Here is a 16,825-nt window from a genome sequence, read left to right on the forward strand (position 1 = left end):
GTTTCTCGCGGGCCTAGGCCGCTAGTGTAGTGTTCCATTCTGTTTGGAACTTAAGCGTCTATTCGCGCGAATGACCTTCTGCAGGATGTCGCGAGCGCTCTTGGTCCAGATGAACGGCTTGGGGTTGACGTTGTGATGTGCGACGTATTCGTCGATGGCAGCCACGAGTTCGGGCACGCTGGTGAACACCCCGCGGCGCAGCCGCTCGGTGGTGATGTCGCGGAAGAATCTCTCGACCATGTTCAGCCACGACGCAGAGGTGGGCGTGAAGTGCATGTTGAACCTGGGGTGCTTGGCCAGCCACTCCTGCACAGCCGGGTGCTTGTGTGTGGCGTAGTTGTCGGCGATCAGATGCAGCGTCTTGTCCTTGGGCGTCTCGCGGTCGATCTGGCGCAAGAACTTCAACCATTCAACGTGGGTATGGTGCTGCTGGCACTGGCCGATGACCTGGCCGTCAAGCACGTTGAGTGCGGCAAACAGCGTGGTCGTGCCATTGCGCTTGTAGTCGTGCGTCATGGTGGCCGCACGGCCCCTCTTCATGGGCAAGCCCGGCTGCGTGCGGTCCAGCGCCTGGACCTGGCTCTTCTCGTCACAGCACAGCACCAGCGCATGCTCGGGCGGGGACATGTACAGCCCCACGATGTCTTCGAGCTTCTCGACGAATTTCGGATCGCGCGAGACCTTGAAGCCACGCACGATATGAGGCTTCAGACCGTGCGCCTGCCAATGCCGCATGACAGTGCTCGCACTGACGCCCAGAACCTCACCCATCTTGCGTGTGCTCCAGTGCGTGGCGGTCTCGGGCGTGCTTTGCGTGGTCAGCTCCACCAGCTTGGCTGCGTCCACCTTGACCGGCGGCGCGCCACGTGGCAGGTCGCGCTCGATGCCTTGCAGCCCCGCTTGCAGATAGCGCTCGCGCCAGCGCGCGACCTGCACGCGACCGATACCAAGCTGCTCGGCGATCTCCTTGTTCTGAACGCCCTTGGCGGCCAGCAGCACGATGCGCGCGCGCTGCGCCAGTCGCACGCTGGTGCGCTTGGAACGCGCCAGCCGCGTCAGCTCGCTTTCCTGCTCGGTGGTCAATTCAATCGCCGGGGCAACGCGCACTTGCTCTCTCCAATGCAAACCGTAGTAAAACATTGGAGACAAGCAACTCAATTAAGTTCACTCAAGAATCAAACACTACACTAGAAACTCCGCTTCCCTCTCTGGCCGTACGGAGCGGCGAATCAACACGATGACCACGAAACCTTCTCCTCTGCGCAGCAGCGCTCTGATGGTTTAGACGACATAGCCCGGCAAAGCAAGCACCAGCGTTCCCGCTGCGCTGCGCAGAGGCGTTACGGCACTGGCGGCAGGGCCTTCACCAGTGCGGCAATCGCGTCCTCGAAGCGTTGCAACGTGTCAGCAGAAAGTTTCGGCACAATCTCATGCTGGTGCGTTAGGAAGTACCCTGCCACGCGACCGTGATCGAACTCCCCGGCAACGCGCTCGATACGCTTGACGATGCGATCCTGACCCTTGAGGTCTTCCATCTTGAGCGATTGCTTCGTCGCACCGTTGTATATGGACAGATACTCATCCGCCTCGAAAAGGTCTTCAATGTCCGCGCCCTTGACTGGGCAAAACTGCTCGACGCTGAGAATGTTGCCGGCCTTGAGCCGGCCCTGCGCGATAGCGGCGTCGATGCGCTGGCGCTGGGCCTTGCCATCGAGCAGAACCACGATGTCCAGTTTGCCGCCGAGCAGCGCGATGAAAGTCGGAATGTTCGTGGCACCGCCTGCCGGAAGCAGGCGGCAGTTCGTTGGGAACGCCGCGCGCCCGAGCGAGCCTAAGTGCGACGAGAAAGCAACCAAGTAGATGAAATCCGACGTGCCTTCCAGCAGGATGTTCCGGTTCCCGATGAACAGGTTCTGCGCAATGTCATAGCCGAGCGCGGCCTGCAGCGGGAACAGCGTGTCGGGGTCGGACGTGGTGCCGGCATCGTTGGTTGCCACGGCGCCGAGATCCGGCCCCTTGTCTTCGACGATGCGCACACGGCCCAGCGATTCCGTCCGCACCATGAAAGGCGAGTGCGTCGTATACACCACCTGCCTACCGTCTGTGAGGTTTGTGTCGATAGCGTCTAGCAAGTCTTTCTGCGCCCGCGCGTGCAGGCTGAGCCCCGGCTCGTCCAACAGCAGGATCAGGTTCTTGTCCTTTTGGAACTCGAAGAACGATGCGATGAAGGAGACGAACCATCTGAACCCCGTAGACCGACGGTCGAGGCGGTTGCTGAAATCATGCCGCGTGTCCTCGACGCGGAACTGCAGATAGCGCTCAGTCTGCCCATTCGGCCGCAGTTCGGGCTCGATCTTCACCACGAGCCTCAGATGCTGGTTCTGCTTCCAGTTGGCTTTCACCATCCGCGTAAGCAGGCTAGAGATTGCCTCCAATTCGGCGTTCGACTGCTCGAAATCCCAAGTCTCGACGTTTGTCGGCGCCACTTTGGCCAGTGTAAGGAAATCGGCCGCGGCCTGAATCTCCTCGTCCGCGGAGGGCGTGCTCAACGCCTGCAACACTTCAGTGCCGAGGTTGTAGCGTCCGCGCAGTTGGGAATACTGGCTGAAGTAGAACGTTTTCGGGATCAGGGGGCACAGTATCTTTTCCAGCGCCGCGGTGAGCCCCTTGGATCCGTCCAGCAATGATTCAAGCTCGGTCTTGGCCTGCTTTGCCGCCTGGGCTTCCGGCGTGGGCTCGCCGCTTTCGCTCTTCTCTGCAGTTGCCGCCGTCAATTTCTCCAACAGTTCCGACGCGTTGCCGGCCCCGGCGACCTTCGGGCCGAGCAGACCAGCATCAATGTGCTGATCGCTGAACCACTTGACGAACCGGCCATTGTCGATGGGTAAATGTAACTGCAAATCGCCGCCGTACTTGCGAAATGCGGTAAGCGTCGGTGCGCTCAGCACCCCCTGCCCGAACTGTCCGTCCAACATGGCCATCTCGTCAGCCGAAAGCGTGAAATCGGCAGTGATCGGGACCGCATTGTCGATCTCACCAGAGATCTCGTGCTGCTTCTTCAGCCATCGCGGGTAGTCATCCAGCAGGACGAGCGGACACGGCTTCGCCGGGTTCAGGCGATGCAGCGCCTCAATGATGGATGTCTTGCCGGCCTCGTTCTTACCAACGATGCAGGTGCTGTCGGCCACCTTGATCGGCCCTGAGTCGATGACGTTGCGGAACAGACGAACTTGGAACGACTTCAGGCGCATGGGCGATCTCCTTGCTTCTTGGTCCTGCAATTCGGCGTGCAGCCGCACCCACCATCACACTTGGTTGACCAGTTTGAGCGAGATGTTAAGGCTTGGGTGTTGATGGGTCTCGATGGCTCTTTGGTGGCCGGTGTTCTCGTGAGCAGTCACCAGAGATATTGGGTCCGAGCGACTGCTACCGCTGCAAGGCGGCAGCCTGGTTCGGCTCGCTCAGTGCCCGCTTCGGCCGAGTTGCTGCCACTGGCCGGTCCTCGGCCACTGCTGACATTAGCGGAGGATCGTCGCAATGCCAGTAATGCACCGGAAGCTGCCCTTCCCCGTCAAGTTGTCAACAAATGGTATGAGTAAGAGGCGTCCTTCATATATATCGACCAAAAGACATAGAGAAATGCGAGACAGACCAAGTACGTGACAGACGCGATCGAAAGTGCAGCTCGGACAAACAGTGCAAATGAGAAAAAACCGGACAGAACATTTTTTTTCCGGTCCGACAAGAAATCGTTCATCGATATCGCCCAATCCGCTACGTAGTAAATAATGTACGTAAGAATCACGTTTGCTGCCAATGCAAATTCCCACCACGGCCAATTTCGAAGCTCAAGAAATGAATCGACGAACTCCTTGCTGACGTATTTATCTATAGCTGCTTTCTCAGTGATGAGACCGGCGTTCAAACCGATCTTGTAAACAAAAAAGACAAGCACGATAAGAGACACCTTGCGAACATCGGCCTCGAATTTTCCCTTCGAAATTCTTTCGGCCGTGTACGGCCACGGATTCGAATTTCGGAGCGTTATCTGAGACGCCCAAACCAAGGGCATGTAAACGATTGACGTTGCTTTGAATGAAATCCTGTAAATGATAGAAGGAATGTAGGGAAAAAACATAAAAAAAAGAAAAAAATAATACCAGATCTGCGATCTTCCGTGCCCGGCAACAATTAGCTTCACCTTCCGCGCGTTGCGCAGCATTTCAGGGAATGTTGGCAACCTGCTCCTGAAATTGTCGGCCAATATATTCTCGGATTGAAAAATCTCAGGGGGGTGGTAAATATCAGTACAGAGAGCTTGTCGAATCCAATTTCCGGGCATAGATCGAATCGCGACAATTGGCTGATGGAAGAATCCATTGATCGTGGTGATCACACGCAATAAAGGTCCGCCGATTAACCATATTAGAATAATCTTCGGTAGCGTTTTTTTCCCAGTGAGGAGGAGTCTTATCGTATACCCACCGGCCATCGCAAAACTGCTCGATAGTTCTGTTCGAAGTAGTGTCAAAGGAGCGAGAACAATCGCAATGCAGTAGAAAAGTACCGTGTGCAGATAAACACCTATCGCTGTATAGAGACAAACCGCGGCGATGCACTCGCCAATGGCAAGGAAAGTTATCTCTCCATCGTGAGCGGATGTGGGAGTTGAGTGCAGTCGCATAACTTCGTCCTTTTGTGGCCAAGATAATTTCTGACCGAGCCAACGTCAGAAAGTGGCCAGCGTAGTATTTCGCGACGGGCGCGAAAGGGAAGCCGAATCCCCGGCGCGCACCGAGTGGCACTGCACGCAGGATAGACCGTGTGCCTTTAGTTACTCTAGCAGGCCGTTGGAATGCCGCCCTCTGCCATTCGGCGAATGAATGTTGGCCATCTTAGAATCCCGCGGTAGGCGCCTTCCCCAGGAGAAGCCATTTCTCGGTAGTGCTGAGACGTCGTTTCGATAGTCGCAATGCATCTGTGAGCACCCTTCAAAACGGCATTTCAAAAACGTGCAAGAGAAAGCGCTCCGTAGTAATCAATCACCGCCGTTCCAATGTTTATCGACGTCTTAAATCCTCCGATTTTTCCTGCTTCGGCGATAGCGACGCGCCCCCCATATATCCCCGGAGTCCCTCGATCTATATGTTCCTGCACTTTCTCTGCAAGAGTCTTTGCAAGTTCGGAAAAAGGTGTAATATCTCCGGGCCTTGGGAGCCACACTTCTATGATCGGGCCAGCCACCTTTCCTATATTCGTGCGAAAATGGGATTCTAGGCGCCACCCTCCAAAATAATGTAAGTTCGGGGCCGAAATAACTATTGCAAATCTATCAGATTCGCCTGGGTGCAACAACTGCGCAACATCGCATTCGACCGAGTCCGAATATTCTTTTAGATCGCTAAAATCGACGTCGTACGTTGCAGAATAAGAAGCCTGACCTAGCGGCATACGCATCATAGATTCAAGCACCTGAAATTCGACCGAATTGATCAGCACGTCGGAATCTCCCCCATTGGAAGCTCTAATGTCGAGTATGCACGCTTTTCGATTTTCGGTCCAATTTACTCCAATTCTTGAGATTTCTAGTATGCCGGGGTGGCGCCTACCGATTGGAATTGAGACGCCAGCCATGTGTTGTTTAATCCGGTTTTCTTGGTTTCTTTTCCAGATTCGAAGTAATTCCTCTGTGTATTCTTTTAGATCTACGTCGATCAATCTTGCGCAATTCGAGCAAAGCCAAATTCCATTGATTATCGACGAGCGCTCTGGCGCGGTCAAAATCGAGTTGTATCGAGGGCCGCCGGCAGCGGCCGCAGTAATATGGGCCGCCACTCCGATGCTAACTGAACGATGTTCGTCCTGATGGGGGCCACTTGTGGGGATGCCACAACTCGGATTTGAACAATGCTGAGCCGCGCGGCGTGCGAGGTGTTCGCGGACGCCAGCGGGAAAATCGTCTCGATTTGTTATGTCGGCCTCCCTTGCGCTTGCCGACGTGGCTTGCCAAAAATCCCGTCTTGAAGTGAGAATCGGCGCATCGGTTGGAGTATGTCGGCTATCAAACTGTTCGTATGGAAGAGTCTTGTGGCGTGCACTGAAGACTGTTCTCCGTCTGCCGCGATCCACTTCCGTAGTCAGTCCGTGGTCAAAGGAGCATACTGGAACTCCATCATGCCAGCCTCAGCGGTTTTCGACCAAGGTTTGTGCGTGGCCTGCTCCGTATCACGCGGCGCCTGAGGCAGCAAGGGATGAGGCCATTTGCGCGGGTAGATGTGCTGTGTAACTGACCCTCTCCGTAATCGGCCATCGTAGCCCGGGCAAGACGAACGGGGGAATCCGTGGCGAGGGCGCGAGTTCGCGGGCGCAGGAGGCGGACGTTCAGGAAGCCGACTTTTCCTGCGACCGCTGGCTGCGGCATAGCGGTCGTCAGCACAAGCCGTGCCCAACGCCTGCTTCGGCCGAGAACCGGCCAGTGGCGGCAACTCGGCCGTTGCAGACAGTCGTCTGTTAGGCAGCCAGGTCACGATGGTCAACAAGCCACCTCAAAATCCGGGGCGTTTCACTAGCGGCGATAGCTCTGCAGCAACGTTTTGATCTGCGCGGGGTCGGTCGTGCCATTGACGTTGACAAACACGAGGCGGCCATGCCCCTGCCCGTAGTCATTACGAAAATCGTACACGGCGCCTATCACGGCAAGCTTGCCATCCTTCACCTCGGCGGCGAATTTCTTGAGCGCGACCTTTACCTGTTCATTGACGTTCTGTTCGACGTTGCGCTTCACCGCCTGCGCATCATCGGTATTTCCCTTGGTCACTTTCAGTGTGTCGAGTTCGCTTTTGATGGCAGGCTCAAGATCCGCGTAATTGCCCATCGCGGCCTTCACCGCCCCGCACGACGAATGCCCAACGATGAGTAACAGCGGCGTGTGTAGATGGCGTACGCCATATTCGACCGAGCCTTCGCCGCTCACCATCTGGTTGCCAATCTCGCGCACCATGAACAGGTCGCCCTCTGGATCCTCGTCGATTGCCTCGGCCTGCACACGGGAATCCGAGCAACTCACCACAGTAGCAGTCGGATGCTGTCCGGCGATCCGTGCCGCAAAGGAAGATGCCGCCCTGCCTTTGACATACTGGTCATTTCCCGTCAAGACATGCTGAATGGCGCCCTTGATCTGGGTAAGGTCAGGATGCGTGGGTGAAGCAGCAGGGCTGGCCGCACCGCTGGCGAGCGAGGTCAGTAGTAGTGCCGCGGCGAGCAACGTTTTCGCGAATATGGAATACATGGCTGGATCTCCAAAATGTCTCTGGACGTGCGTACCGAGATGGACTTGAGCAACATGCGGGTAGCGTTGTGACAAAGCGCTATCGACAAGCAATTCCCTCGTAACACACAAGGCGCGCCAGTGAACTTGGCATTCGTGTGGACACCACAAGGGCGCAAGCAGAGGCGGTTAAGCGATTTCGAGCCATTGTTGGTGTCATCATAGACTCCGATGCAACCGCCAACAGGCCCGGACGAGCGCATGTAACCACTTATAACAGCCGGGCGATGAGATTGCTTGACTTGCATCACCAAACGGCCCATCGAGGGCGCGGCGCACTGTCGCCAGCTCGATTGCCCCTCGGGACCGCAAAGAGTCGGGCCGGCGACTGGCCGAGCGCGGTTTCGGCGCCTCGAGCTACGGTGGCTGGGCCATGATCCAAATCCGGCCGCCGTCATGGATACACATGGGTCATGAGGTTCGACACAAGGTCGGCAAGGTGACTCACGCCGGGCTTCGCGTCGCCACACACAGTTCTGGAATGCTCGGCCCCCGGTTGCCAATACGGCGCCTGCATTCATGGCTGGAATCACCGACATTCCCTTCACATGAAACTGCCGGTCCGACACCTGCCGCGCAGTGAGGTAATGCGATTTGGCCGTCGGTCGGCCAGACTTCGCCGTCGCGCACGGTTGGCTGAAGCGACGATCCTAGAACCCTAGCGTTTTGTGGGCCTCGACAATGTTGTGGGCGATGTCCTCGATGTTGGCGCGTTTGAGCATGGATTGGTCGCGCAGCAGGGAGTAGGCCTCATCCTCGGACAAGCCGCGACCCTCCATGATGATCTGCTTCGCCTGTTGGACGACGCGTTGCTTGGCTGACTTTTGCTCTAGCCGTTGGATGTAATGTTCGCGACTGTCGCGTGCCTTGTGCTGCATGAGCGCCACGGCGATGGCCGTCAGCAGGCCGAACGAGCGCACCGGCGACGCGATCGTTGTGAAGGCGTTGAGTTGCAGGACGGCCTCGATGGTGATGGGGCTTTCGTAGGTGACCACCGGGATGACTGGCGGAGTCGATGGCTGGCCGATCCAGGGATACTCGATGCCCAGGGTCTCAGGACGAACCGCCAGCAGAATGAGTCCAGCGTCCGGTGGGAGGACCTTCAGCTCGGGCCAGTAGGTCAGGACCTTGCAACCGATGCGGTGCAGTTGAGCCGACAACTCCTCGCCGTCCTGATCCTGCGGATGGATCACGACCACTTGGAGCGACCGAATCTGCCGCAGAACCGAAGCGGGTTCGGATGCGCGTGTCATTTGCGCTCCTCCGCCGCCGCGGTTCTCCAATTCCCCAGGCCGAGCCAGTCCGGTGTCGAGTGCGATATGACATAGGGATCGGCCTTCACGCGTTCCGGGGCGCTCGCCAGAATGTCGAATTGGCCCTGCGCGTTGACGCGCCCGATTCTCGGCAGAAGGTATGTGTGATGGTTGTGTCCGTCGATGCGTACCCTGCCCTGGGGGGCGTCAAGTTCCAGACCTGGCAGAACACGCAGCAGATGTTCAGTGTCTTCGCTTCCGACACGCCGGATGGCATCGGCCAGCATGTGCATCTGAAAGTACGCCGCCTCCCAGCACATATTTGTGACGAGGTGATCGCCGAATCGTTCGCGGTAGCGCGCGATGGCCTGCCGATTCTCCGGCGTGTCGACGGACTGGAAGTAGGCGGCACAGGTGATATGGCCTTCGGCCAGATCGGCCCCCATGATGGAGACTTCGGCCTCGCTGGTCATGTGACTGGCGATCGGCATGGCATAGGGGTCCAGTCCGACAGCGGCGAAGGCACGGTGAAGTAGCGGCGTGCCCTCGCCGACGACGGTGGAAAAGATGAAGTCGGGCATGGCGTTCTTGATCTTTTGCGCGACCTCCAGATAACTCTCCCAGGGCGCATCGAGCGAAAGATAGGTTTCGGAGACTTTCTCGCCTCCACGTTCGAGAATGAGGTCGCTCATGACGCGGTTGGACTCGTAGGGGCAGATGTAGTCCGACCCCACCATCCATACTCGTGACCCGAAGTGCGACAGCATGAACCCGGCCAGGGGCAGGGAGTTCTGGTTCGGAGCCGCCCCCCCGTAGAACACGTTACGGCTGTATTCGAAGCCTTCATACGGCGTTGCGTAGAAGAGCAGTGCGTTGTGGCGCTCGACGATGGGAATCACCGCCTTGCGCGTACTGGACATATAGCAACCGAAGATGAGGTGTACGTCGTGCTCAAGGATGAGCTCCTCGGTAAGCCCCGCATAACGGCGCGGATTGCTCTCAGGGTTCACGCAGACCAGCTCGATCTCGCGGCCAAGGATGCCGCCTGCGCGGTTCACCTCCTCGGCAGCCATGATGACGGCGCGCTGCTGAGTTTGTTCGACCGTCGAGGTCACGCCGGTGGTGGAATAAAGAACCCCGATCTTGATCGGACCGTCTTTCGAATGCGACATGGTGTGGACAGAGTTGGCTAGGCGGGAAGAATGCGCACCAATTTGAGGTGGACCTTCGTCTTGTTGCACGATTAACGTGCGTTGTGCGTCATATCGGGGCACTTCCGCGCTGAGATGGACATGCGTTTTTAGCAAGAACCGTGCTCAGCGGCGGTGATGCAAGTCCTCTCCCCCTGCTGCCCGAGTCATGATGATCACAAACACCCCAGTCGTGGTGCGCTGGCACGGCACTTGCATGGGTTAAGCGTCGGCATCGGGATGAACCTTGAAGCCCCGATCCATCCGACTTGATTCAGTCGTTCGTGACAAAGGCGTCTCGAGCGGCACCGGCCATAGAAGCCCGAAAACCAGCGTGTCTGGTTTCGGGCTTTTTTTATTTGTGTTTTTCAGACCACTTATTTTGGAGCTATGTCATGAAAAGACGCGTATTCCTTTCCGCCCTCGGCTCAAGCGTGGCTGCTGTTGCGGGCACCTCGCTGCCGCAATCGGTGCTTGCCGCCGGGAGCAAGGAACCGATCAAGCTTGGCCTGCTGTTTTCACAGTCCGGAACCATGGCGAACAACGAGTCGCTCCTCAAGGACATCTCCCTGATGACCATCGACCAGATCAACGCTCGCGGCGGGGTCCTGGGACGCAAGGTCGAGGGTGTCGTCGTCGATCCGGGCTCCGATTGGCCGATGTATGCCCAGCTTTCCAAGCGGCTGATACTCAGCGACAAGGTTGCCGCCATCTTTGGCTGCTGGACCTCCGTGTCCCGCAAGTCCGTCCTCCCGGTGGTGGAGGCGCAAGATAGTCTGCTGTTCTATCCGCTGCACTTCGAGGGCGAGGAGCAATCGAAAAACGTGGTTTACCTGAATTCACCGCCCAGTAGCTCCGTGCTGCCTGCGGTGGAGTATCTGATGAGTCCGAGCGGCGGCGGTGCCAAGCGTTTCTACATGATCGGGAGCGACTATGTTTGGCCGCGCACGATCAACAAGATCCTGAAGGGTTACTGGAAGACCAAGGGCATCCCAGAGTCCGCTTGGCGCGAGCACTACGTTCCGTTCGGACAGTCAAATTTCCAGACCATCGTCCGCGAAATCAAGGAGTTTGCCGCCCAGCCCGGTGGCCAGGCCATCGTGGTGATGACGGTCGTCGGTGACTCCATCCCGGCGCTGTTCAAGGAGGCAATCAACCAGGGCATTCGCGCGACCGATATTCCCATCCTCGGCCTGGATGTCGTGGATAGCGACCTCCAGGGTCTCGACACCAAGCCGCTGGTTGGGCACCTGAGCTGCTGGGATTACTTCCAGAACGTCAATACGCCTCTGAACACCAAGCTGAAGTCCGACTGGAAGAGCTATGTCGAAACCAACAAGCTGAAGCACCGCCCGGATATGGTCATCGACCCCATGGTCTCCACGTACCTCGGCCTCAACCTCTGGGCCATGGCCGTCGAGAAAGCCAAGTCCACCAAGACGGCCGCGGTGCGCAAGGCGCTCGCGGGGCTGACGATTGAGGATCCGGCAGGCTACGTTGACAAGATGGATATGTCTAACCAGTACCTCTGGCGTGGCGACATGATCGGCTCGATCAACGCGAATCAAGGCTTCGACATCCTGTGGAAGTCGAAGGACGTTGTCAAGCCCATTCCGTTCAGCCCATTTGTCAAAGCCTGATCTCCCGCGCATGGCCCGTGCATCCCCCGAGTGGTCGCGGGATGCACGGAGCAATGCAGCCGAAACTTTCACGGAAGTCTCATGATGGATTGGAAACGGTTGTCGCTCAAGGTCGGGTTTGCCGCCATGGCGCTCTGCCTCTGCGGCCTGGGTGGCCAAGTGTCGTTCGCATCGAATGCCGTGTCGGCGATCGACCAGCGCGCTGCTGTGGTTCATGATTTTTGCGTCGCAGGCAATCAGATGGATGCGCTTGCCAAATTGGTTGGCCTTGGCACGCAAACTGACACATCGAACCGCGAGTGGTCCAACACTCTGGTACTGGCGATACGCGATGGGCAATTGGCTTGCGACTCCAGTGGCAGCGCAGTCATCCTGCATCCGTCGGGCAGCCTGGATGCTGTAACGCTCGCACCCACGCAGAGTGCTTCGAGCGGGGACCCCTATGTTCCGACCATTGTGATGATGCGCAAGCTCGCGGTGGCGAAGGCCGAGATGGACCTGTTTAGCAAGCAGAGGGATTTACGCGAGAGAGGGGCCGCTCAGATCAGCAAATTCTTCATGTTGCTCGATCCGGACATCCTCAAGCTTGCCATCAAGCGCCAGGGCGATGCCGACATCAAGGCCACGCTGGAACTTGCCATGGCCAAACGTGGTCTGTATTCCAGCGACCAGAAGGAACAACTGGATGCAATCGAAGCTCTCGGCAGCGCTCCCAGCGAGACTTCGCGCACCCTGCTCACCGACTACCTGACCAACGATCAGGTGCGTGCGGTTCCGCAGCTTGCCGATGCGGCCAGGGCGGCCTTGCGCAACATCGACAAGTGGCTCTCCATCGGCAAGGCGTTGTCGATGTTGTTCAGCGGACTGAGTTACGCAGGCATTCTGCTTCTGACCGCCATCGGCCTTTCCATCATTTTCGGACTGATGGGTGTGATCAATCTGGCCCACGGGGAATTCATCATGCTTGGGGCCTATGCCACCTATCTGGTCGAGCACCTCATGCGTGTCTATCTGCCCGGCATGTTCGATGTCTATCTCTTTGTTGCGATTCCGGTGGCATTCGTGGCATGCGGGCTGATTGGTGTGCTGCTTGAATACTTCGTGATCCGCCATCTCTATCGCAGGCCGCTGGAGACATTGCTGGCGACTTGGGCGGTGAGCATCGCGATCATCAAACTTGTGCAACTCACCTTCGGGTCTCAGAACGTCGAGTTCATCACGCCGGCCTTCCTGAACGGTGGCGCACAGGTCGTCGGCGGCTTCTTCGTCACCTACAACCGGCTCTTCGCCATCGGCTTTTCATTGGTTGTGTTCCTGGCGACTTATGCAGTCATCCGCACCACACGCATCGGCCTTCTGATGCGCGCGACGACGCAGAACCGCGACATGGCGAAGTGTCTTGGCGTGCCGGCACAGCGTATCGACAGACTGGCTTTCGCCATGGGTGCGGGGCTGGCTGGATTGGCTGGCGTGGTGCTGACCCAGATCGCTTCGGTGAACCCTTTCATGGGCGCCGGCTTCGTCATCGACGCGTTCATGGTCGTCGTGCTCGGGGGTGCCGGAAGCTTGGTGGGTACTGCAGTTTCATCCCTGGCGCTTGGCGAGATCAATCAGTTCATCGAACCTTTCTACGGGGCTGTTGCGGCCAAGGTGGCCGTGCTGCTGATCATCGTCTTGATCATTCAGAAACGCCCAAACGGGCTCTTCACGGTGAAGACGCGCGGCTGACGCCGAATCGATGGAGCGATATAGATCATGTTGATTAAGAAACGTCTTGAGCAGAAGGTCGAATTCGGATTTGCCGGGCTAATTGTCATGCTGGCGGTCTATATGCCGGTTTCGCATTACCTGTTTCCGCAGGGGAGCGTGTTTTCCCTGTCGCTGTTCAGCATCAATCTGATCGGCCAGATCATGAGCTTTGCCCTGCTCGCCCTGGCGCTTGACCTCGTCTGGGGAATGGCCGGAATGCTGAGCCTCGGACACGGCATCTTCTTCGGTATCGGCGGGTACATGATGGGCATGTATCTGCTGGATGCCTCGTATTCCCAGACACATGTCCTGCCCGACTTCATGCAGTACATGGGATGGAGCACTTTCCCGCCATTGTGGAACCTCGTGTCAAGCTTCGGCGCCATGCTGGTGCTTTGCGTCGCGCTCGTGGTCGCAGTCGCGACTCTGTTTGGTTTCGTCACGTTCCGGTCACGCATCAATGGTGTCTATTTCTCCATCATCACACAGGCGCTGACCTATGCTCTGATGCTGCTGCTGTTCATCAATGATGTCGGTTTGGGCGGAAACAATGGCTTGACGGGATTCACTCGCATTCTGGGTTTTCCCCTGTCGAATGTGTCGACGCAGATCGGGCTTGCAGTGGTGGCCTGCCTGGTGCTCGCCGCCGCCTATCTGCTGCTGCGCTTCCTGGCAGCATCGGGCTTGGGGCGGGCCTTGGTCGCCATTCGCGATGATGAAGCACGCATGCGTTTCCTTGGCTACAAGACGCATGTGCTCAAGCTTCTGGCGTGGGGCCTTTCCGCAGTGTTGGCAGCCTTGGCGGGAATGCTCTACGTCCCGCAGATCGGCATCGTGAATCCCACGATCGTGTCGCCGACTTTGTCGATTGAAATCGCGGTGTGGGTTGCCATTGGCGGCCGTGGCACCCTGATCGGCGCCATCATCGGTGCAATCCTCGTCAACGGTCTGAAGTTCTGGTTGACCGCCGCGGCACCAAGTATCTGGCCCTTCATTCTCGCTGGCGTCACCCTGCTGATCACCATTGCGATGGGACGAGGACTTTGGGGCGAAACACGCGTCGCGCTGATGCGCTTCTCGCGCTGAGGCCGGACGCTAACCGGGAACGCAGATCTAGCCCAGAAACGACTGACGATGAAACAACTCACTGCAATCTACGTGGACGGCCTGCACGTCAATTTTTCAGGATTCGCGGCCATCACAAACCTCACCATGGACATTCGCTATGGGGAAGTCCGCGCCATCATCGGCCCGAACGGTGCCGGGAAGACGACCTTGCTTGATGTCATCACCGGAAAGACGCGTCCGACGAGTGGAGAGGTCTATCTCAACAAGACGATCGACCTTTCGCGTCACGATGAGGCATCGATTTCCCGCTATGGCATCAGCCGGAAATTTCAGAAGCCCAGCATTTTCGATGCGCTCAATATTGAGCAGAACCTCGAACTCGCCATACGCCGTGGGCGGGGCTACATGGACATGTTGCGCTCCAGTCTGAGCAGCGAGCAGCACAGACAGATTGGCGATGTGATGGAACTGATCGGCTTGGCAGAGTTCCCGGGCCAGCTCGCCGGAACCCTGTCGCACGGCCAGAAACAGTGGCTGGAAATCGGCATGATGCTCGTGGCCAATCCGCAGGTTCTTCTGCTCGACGAGCCCGTTGCCGGCATGAGCGACCACGAGACCCAGCGCACCGCGGAACTCATCACCCGCCTGAAGTCTCCGGAGCGCGCCGTTGTGGTGATCGAACACGACATGGACTTCGTCGGGCAGGTTGCCGATCTGGTCACGGTGCTGCACGAAGGTCATGTTCTCGGCGAGGGTTCGATGGACAAGATCCGTAACGATCCCCGTGTGATTCAGGTTTATTTGGGACGCTGATCATGACGTTGCACATGCAGGGAATCAACCAGTACTACGGCAGCAGCCACACGCTGCGCAACGTATCCGTTGCCGTCGAAGAGGGCGCCTGTACCGTGGTGCTCGGGAGAAATGGCGTAGGCAAGACGACGCTCCTCAAATGCCTCATGGGCCTGCTGCCCACCGAGGCTGGGGAGATCACGCTCGCTGGCCGAAGTCTGTCCGCGCTGCCGACGCACAGGCGGGTGGCTGCCGGCCTTGGCTACGTGCCGCAGGGGCGTGACATCTTTCCCGAACTCTCGGTCGAAGAGAACTTGAAGGTCGGTGCCTATGGCGGCGAAAAGAGTGCCACGGCGCGGTTCGGATTTACGGACGTGTTTCAGATTTTTCCGGTGTTGAAGCAGATGCGCGGCAGGCTTGCAGGCAATCTCTCCGGTGGCCAGCAACAGCAGTTGGCGATCGGCAGAGCGCTACTGACAAACCCGTCGATTCTGGTCCTGGATGAGCCGACCGAGGGCATCCAACCATCGATCGTTCAGGAGATCGAGACGGTCATCAAGTCGCTCAAGGGGCAGCTCTCGATCCTGCTCGTCGAGCAGTACTTCGATTTTGCGCAGTCGGTTGCCGATGATTATGTCGTTCTGGTTCGGGGGCAGGTCGTCTCGTCTGGCAAGCGTGAAGACATGGACCGGAATGATGTACGCAGTTTGATCGCAGTTTGAACGTTTTTTGAATTTGATGTTTTGTGAGGCCAGTCCGGCCTTGTTTTCATGAATTTTTATGAGGGAGTGAACATGAATTGGCTCGAAGATTCGATCATGCATAACCGCGGCGTTGCAGGCGGAAAATTGGGTGAGACGCATGAACTCACGGAAGAACGGCAGGGCAAATTTCATTACACGATCGGGCCGTATTCGGAACCTGTGATGGAAATCAAACCAGGTGACCGGGTGATCGTCGAGACGCGTGACGCCTTCGAGGGAAAGATCAAGACCGAGCAGGATTTGCCAAGCCAGAAGCTGGAAGTCCCATTTCTGAATCCGCAAAACGGGCCGATCATGATTTCCGGCGCCGAAAAAGGGGACGTGGTTGCGATTCATATCGAATCCATCAGGCCGCGTGGCGACAATCCGCGGGGCACTTGCTGCCTGATTCCTCGATTTGGTGCGTTGACCGGAACCGAGTACACGGCAATGCTGAGTGATCCCCTGCCCGAGATCACTCGAAAAATCGATCTCGATGAAGAGGGCGTTTATTGGAGCAAGCGCGTGATGCTCCCCTACCACCCGCATATTGGGACGCTCAGCCTTTCTCCAGAAATCGATTCGATCAATTCGCTGACACCGGATAATCACGGCGGAAATATGGACGTGCCGGACATGGGACCTGGCAGCATCACTTACCTGCCTGTGCGTTCGGCCGGGGCGCGGTTGTTCATCGGCGATGCTCATGCATGCCAGGGGGATGGAGAGGTCTGCGGCACCGCCGTTGAATTCGCGAGCACGACGACCATCCGTGTCGATTTGATCAAGAACTGGGACATCGGCTGGCCGCGCCTCGAGACTGACCAGTTGATCATGGCCATCGGTAGCGCCCGCCCACTGGAGGACGCAACACGCATCGCGTATCACGAATTGGTGCAATGGATGGCAAAGGAATATGGCTTCGATCTTTGGGACGCCTACATGATGCTCAGCCAGTGTGGGCAGGTTCGACTTGGTAATTTCGTCGATCCGAAATACACGGTCGGCGCGGCGGTCAGCAAGAAATATCTCAAATCTATTTGACGGTACCTATCGAGGGTTT

At 57.5% G+C, this 16,825-nt stretch carries 13 protein-coding genes; 6 read left to right on the forward strand and 7 right to left on the reverse strand.

Annotation, left to right across the window (positions count from 1 at the left end; genetic code table 11):
- Positions 1 to 21: 21 nt before the first annotated feature.
- The 7 genes from BIO17B3_RS05290 to BIO17B3_RS05320 form a co-directional block, all read right to left on the reverse strand.
- A complete protein-coding gene (locus BIO17B3_RS05290) occupies positions 22 to 1,107 on the reverse strand; it encodes an IS630 family transposase (protein ID WP_370512643.1) in 1,086 nt (361 codons plus the stop codon).
- Positions 1,108 to 1,340: 233 nt separating this feature from the next.
- Positions 1,341 to 3,251 (reverse strand): AAA family ATPase, encoded by a 1,911-nt coding sequence (locus BIO17B3_RS05295; RefSeq protein ID WP_156053307.1) that lies wholly within the window; start codon positions 3,249 to 3,251, stop codon positions 1,341 to 1,343.
- A gap of 320 nt (positions 3,252 to 3,571) precedes the next feature.
- Positions 3,572 to 4,684, reverse strand: a complete 1,113-nt coding sequence (locus BIO17B3_RS05300; protein ID WP_156053308.1) for a hypothetical protein — start codon at positions 4,682 to 4,684, stop codon at positions 3,572 to 3,574.
- 320 nt (positions 4,685 to 5,004) lie between these two features.
- Positions 5,005 to 5,499 carry a hypothetical protein gene (locus BIO17B3_RS05305; protein WP_156053309.1) on the reverse strand — a complete coding sequence of 165 codons (495 nt, stop codon included), beginning with the start codon at positions 5,497 to 5,499 and terminating at the stop codon, positions 5,005 to 5,007.
- A 1,066-nt stretch (positions 5,500 to 6,565) separates the two neighbouring features.
- The gene (locus BIO17B3_RS05310; RefSeq protein WP_156053310.1) at positions 6,566 to 7,288 is read right to left on the reverse strand and encodes a carbonic anhydrase; all 723 of its coding nucleotides are present in this window, start codon (positions 7,286 to 7,288) and stop codon (positions 6,566 to 6,568) included.
- 689 nt (positions 7,289 to 7,977) lie between these two features.
- Positions 7,978 to 8,580, reverse strand: a complete 603-nt coding sequence (locus BIO17B3_RS05315; RefSeq protein ID WP_156053311.1) for an ANTAR domain-containing response regulator — start codon at positions 8,578 to 8,580, stop codon at positions 7,978 to 7,980.
- A complete protein-coding gene (locus tag BIO17B3_RS05320; protein ID WP_156053312.1) occupies positions 8,577 to 9,752 on the reverse strand; it encodes a transporter substrate-binding domain-containing protein in 1,176 nt (391 codons plus the stop codon). Before BIO17B3_RS05320 ends, BIO17B3_RS05315 begins: the two co-directional genes overlap by 4 nt.
- A 413-nt stretch (positions 9,753 to 10,165) precedes the next feature.
- On the opposite strand from BIO17B3_RS05320, the gene BIO17B3_RS05325 reads away from it, so the two are divergent.
- From BIO17B3_RS05325 to BIO17B3_RS05350, 6 genes are all read left to right on the forward strand, one after another.
- Complete coding sequence (locus BIO17B3_RS05325) at positions 10,166 to 11,410, forward strand: urea ABC transporter substrate-binding protein (protein WP_172979055.1); 1,245 nt, start codon at positions 10,166 to 10,168, stop codon at positions 11,408 to 11,410.
- A gap of 81 nt (positions 11,411 to 11,491) precedes the next feature.
- Positions 11,492 to 13,138, forward strand: a complete 1,647-nt coding sequence (gene urtB, locus BIO17B3_RS05330) for an urea ABC transporter permease subunit UrtB (protein WP_232054190.1) — start codon at positions 11,492 to 11,494, stop codon at positions 13,136 to 13,138.
- Positions 13,139 to 13,165: 27 nt separating this feature from the next.
- On the forward strand, positions 13,166 to 14,245 hold the full coding sequence (gene urtC, locus BIO17B3_RS05335) for an urea ABC transporter permease subunit UrtC (protein ID WP_156053313.1): 1,080 nt from the start codon (positions 13,166 to 13,168) through the stop codon (positions 14,243 to 14,245).
- A 48-nt stretch (positions 14,246 to 14,293) separates the two neighbouring features.
- On the forward strand, positions 14,294 to 15,040 hold the full coding sequence (urtD, locus tag BIO17B3_RS05340; RefSeq protein WP_156053314.1) for an urea ABC transporter ATP-binding protein UrtD: 747 nt from the start codon (positions 14,294 to 14,296) through the stop codon (positions 15,038 to 15,040).
- A 2-nt stretch (positions 15,041 to 15,042) separates the two neighbouring features.
- Entirely contained in the window at positions 15,043 to 15,741 is a 699-nt protein-coding gene (urtE, locus tag BIO17B3_RS05345) for an urea ABC transporter ATP-binding subunit UrtE (RefSeq protein ID WP_156053315.1), read from the forward strand.
- A gap of 72 nt (positions 15,742 to 15,813) precedes the next feature.
- Positions 15,814 to 16,806 carry an acetamidase/formamidase family protein gene (locus tag BIO17B3_RS05350; RefSeq protein WP_156053316.1) on the forward strand — a complete coding sequence of 331 codons (993 nt, stop codon included), beginning with the start codon at positions 15,814 to 15,816 and terminating at the stop codon, positions 16,804 to 16,806.
- Positions 16,807 to 16,825: the final 19 nt, after the last annotated feature.

Source organism: Thiomonas sp. OC7 (genome assembly GCF_900634595.1).
GTDB classification, from domain to species: domain Bacteria; phylum Pseudomonadota; class Gammaproteobacteria; order Burkholderiales; family Burkholderiaceae_C; genus Thiomonas; species Thiomonas arsenitoxydans.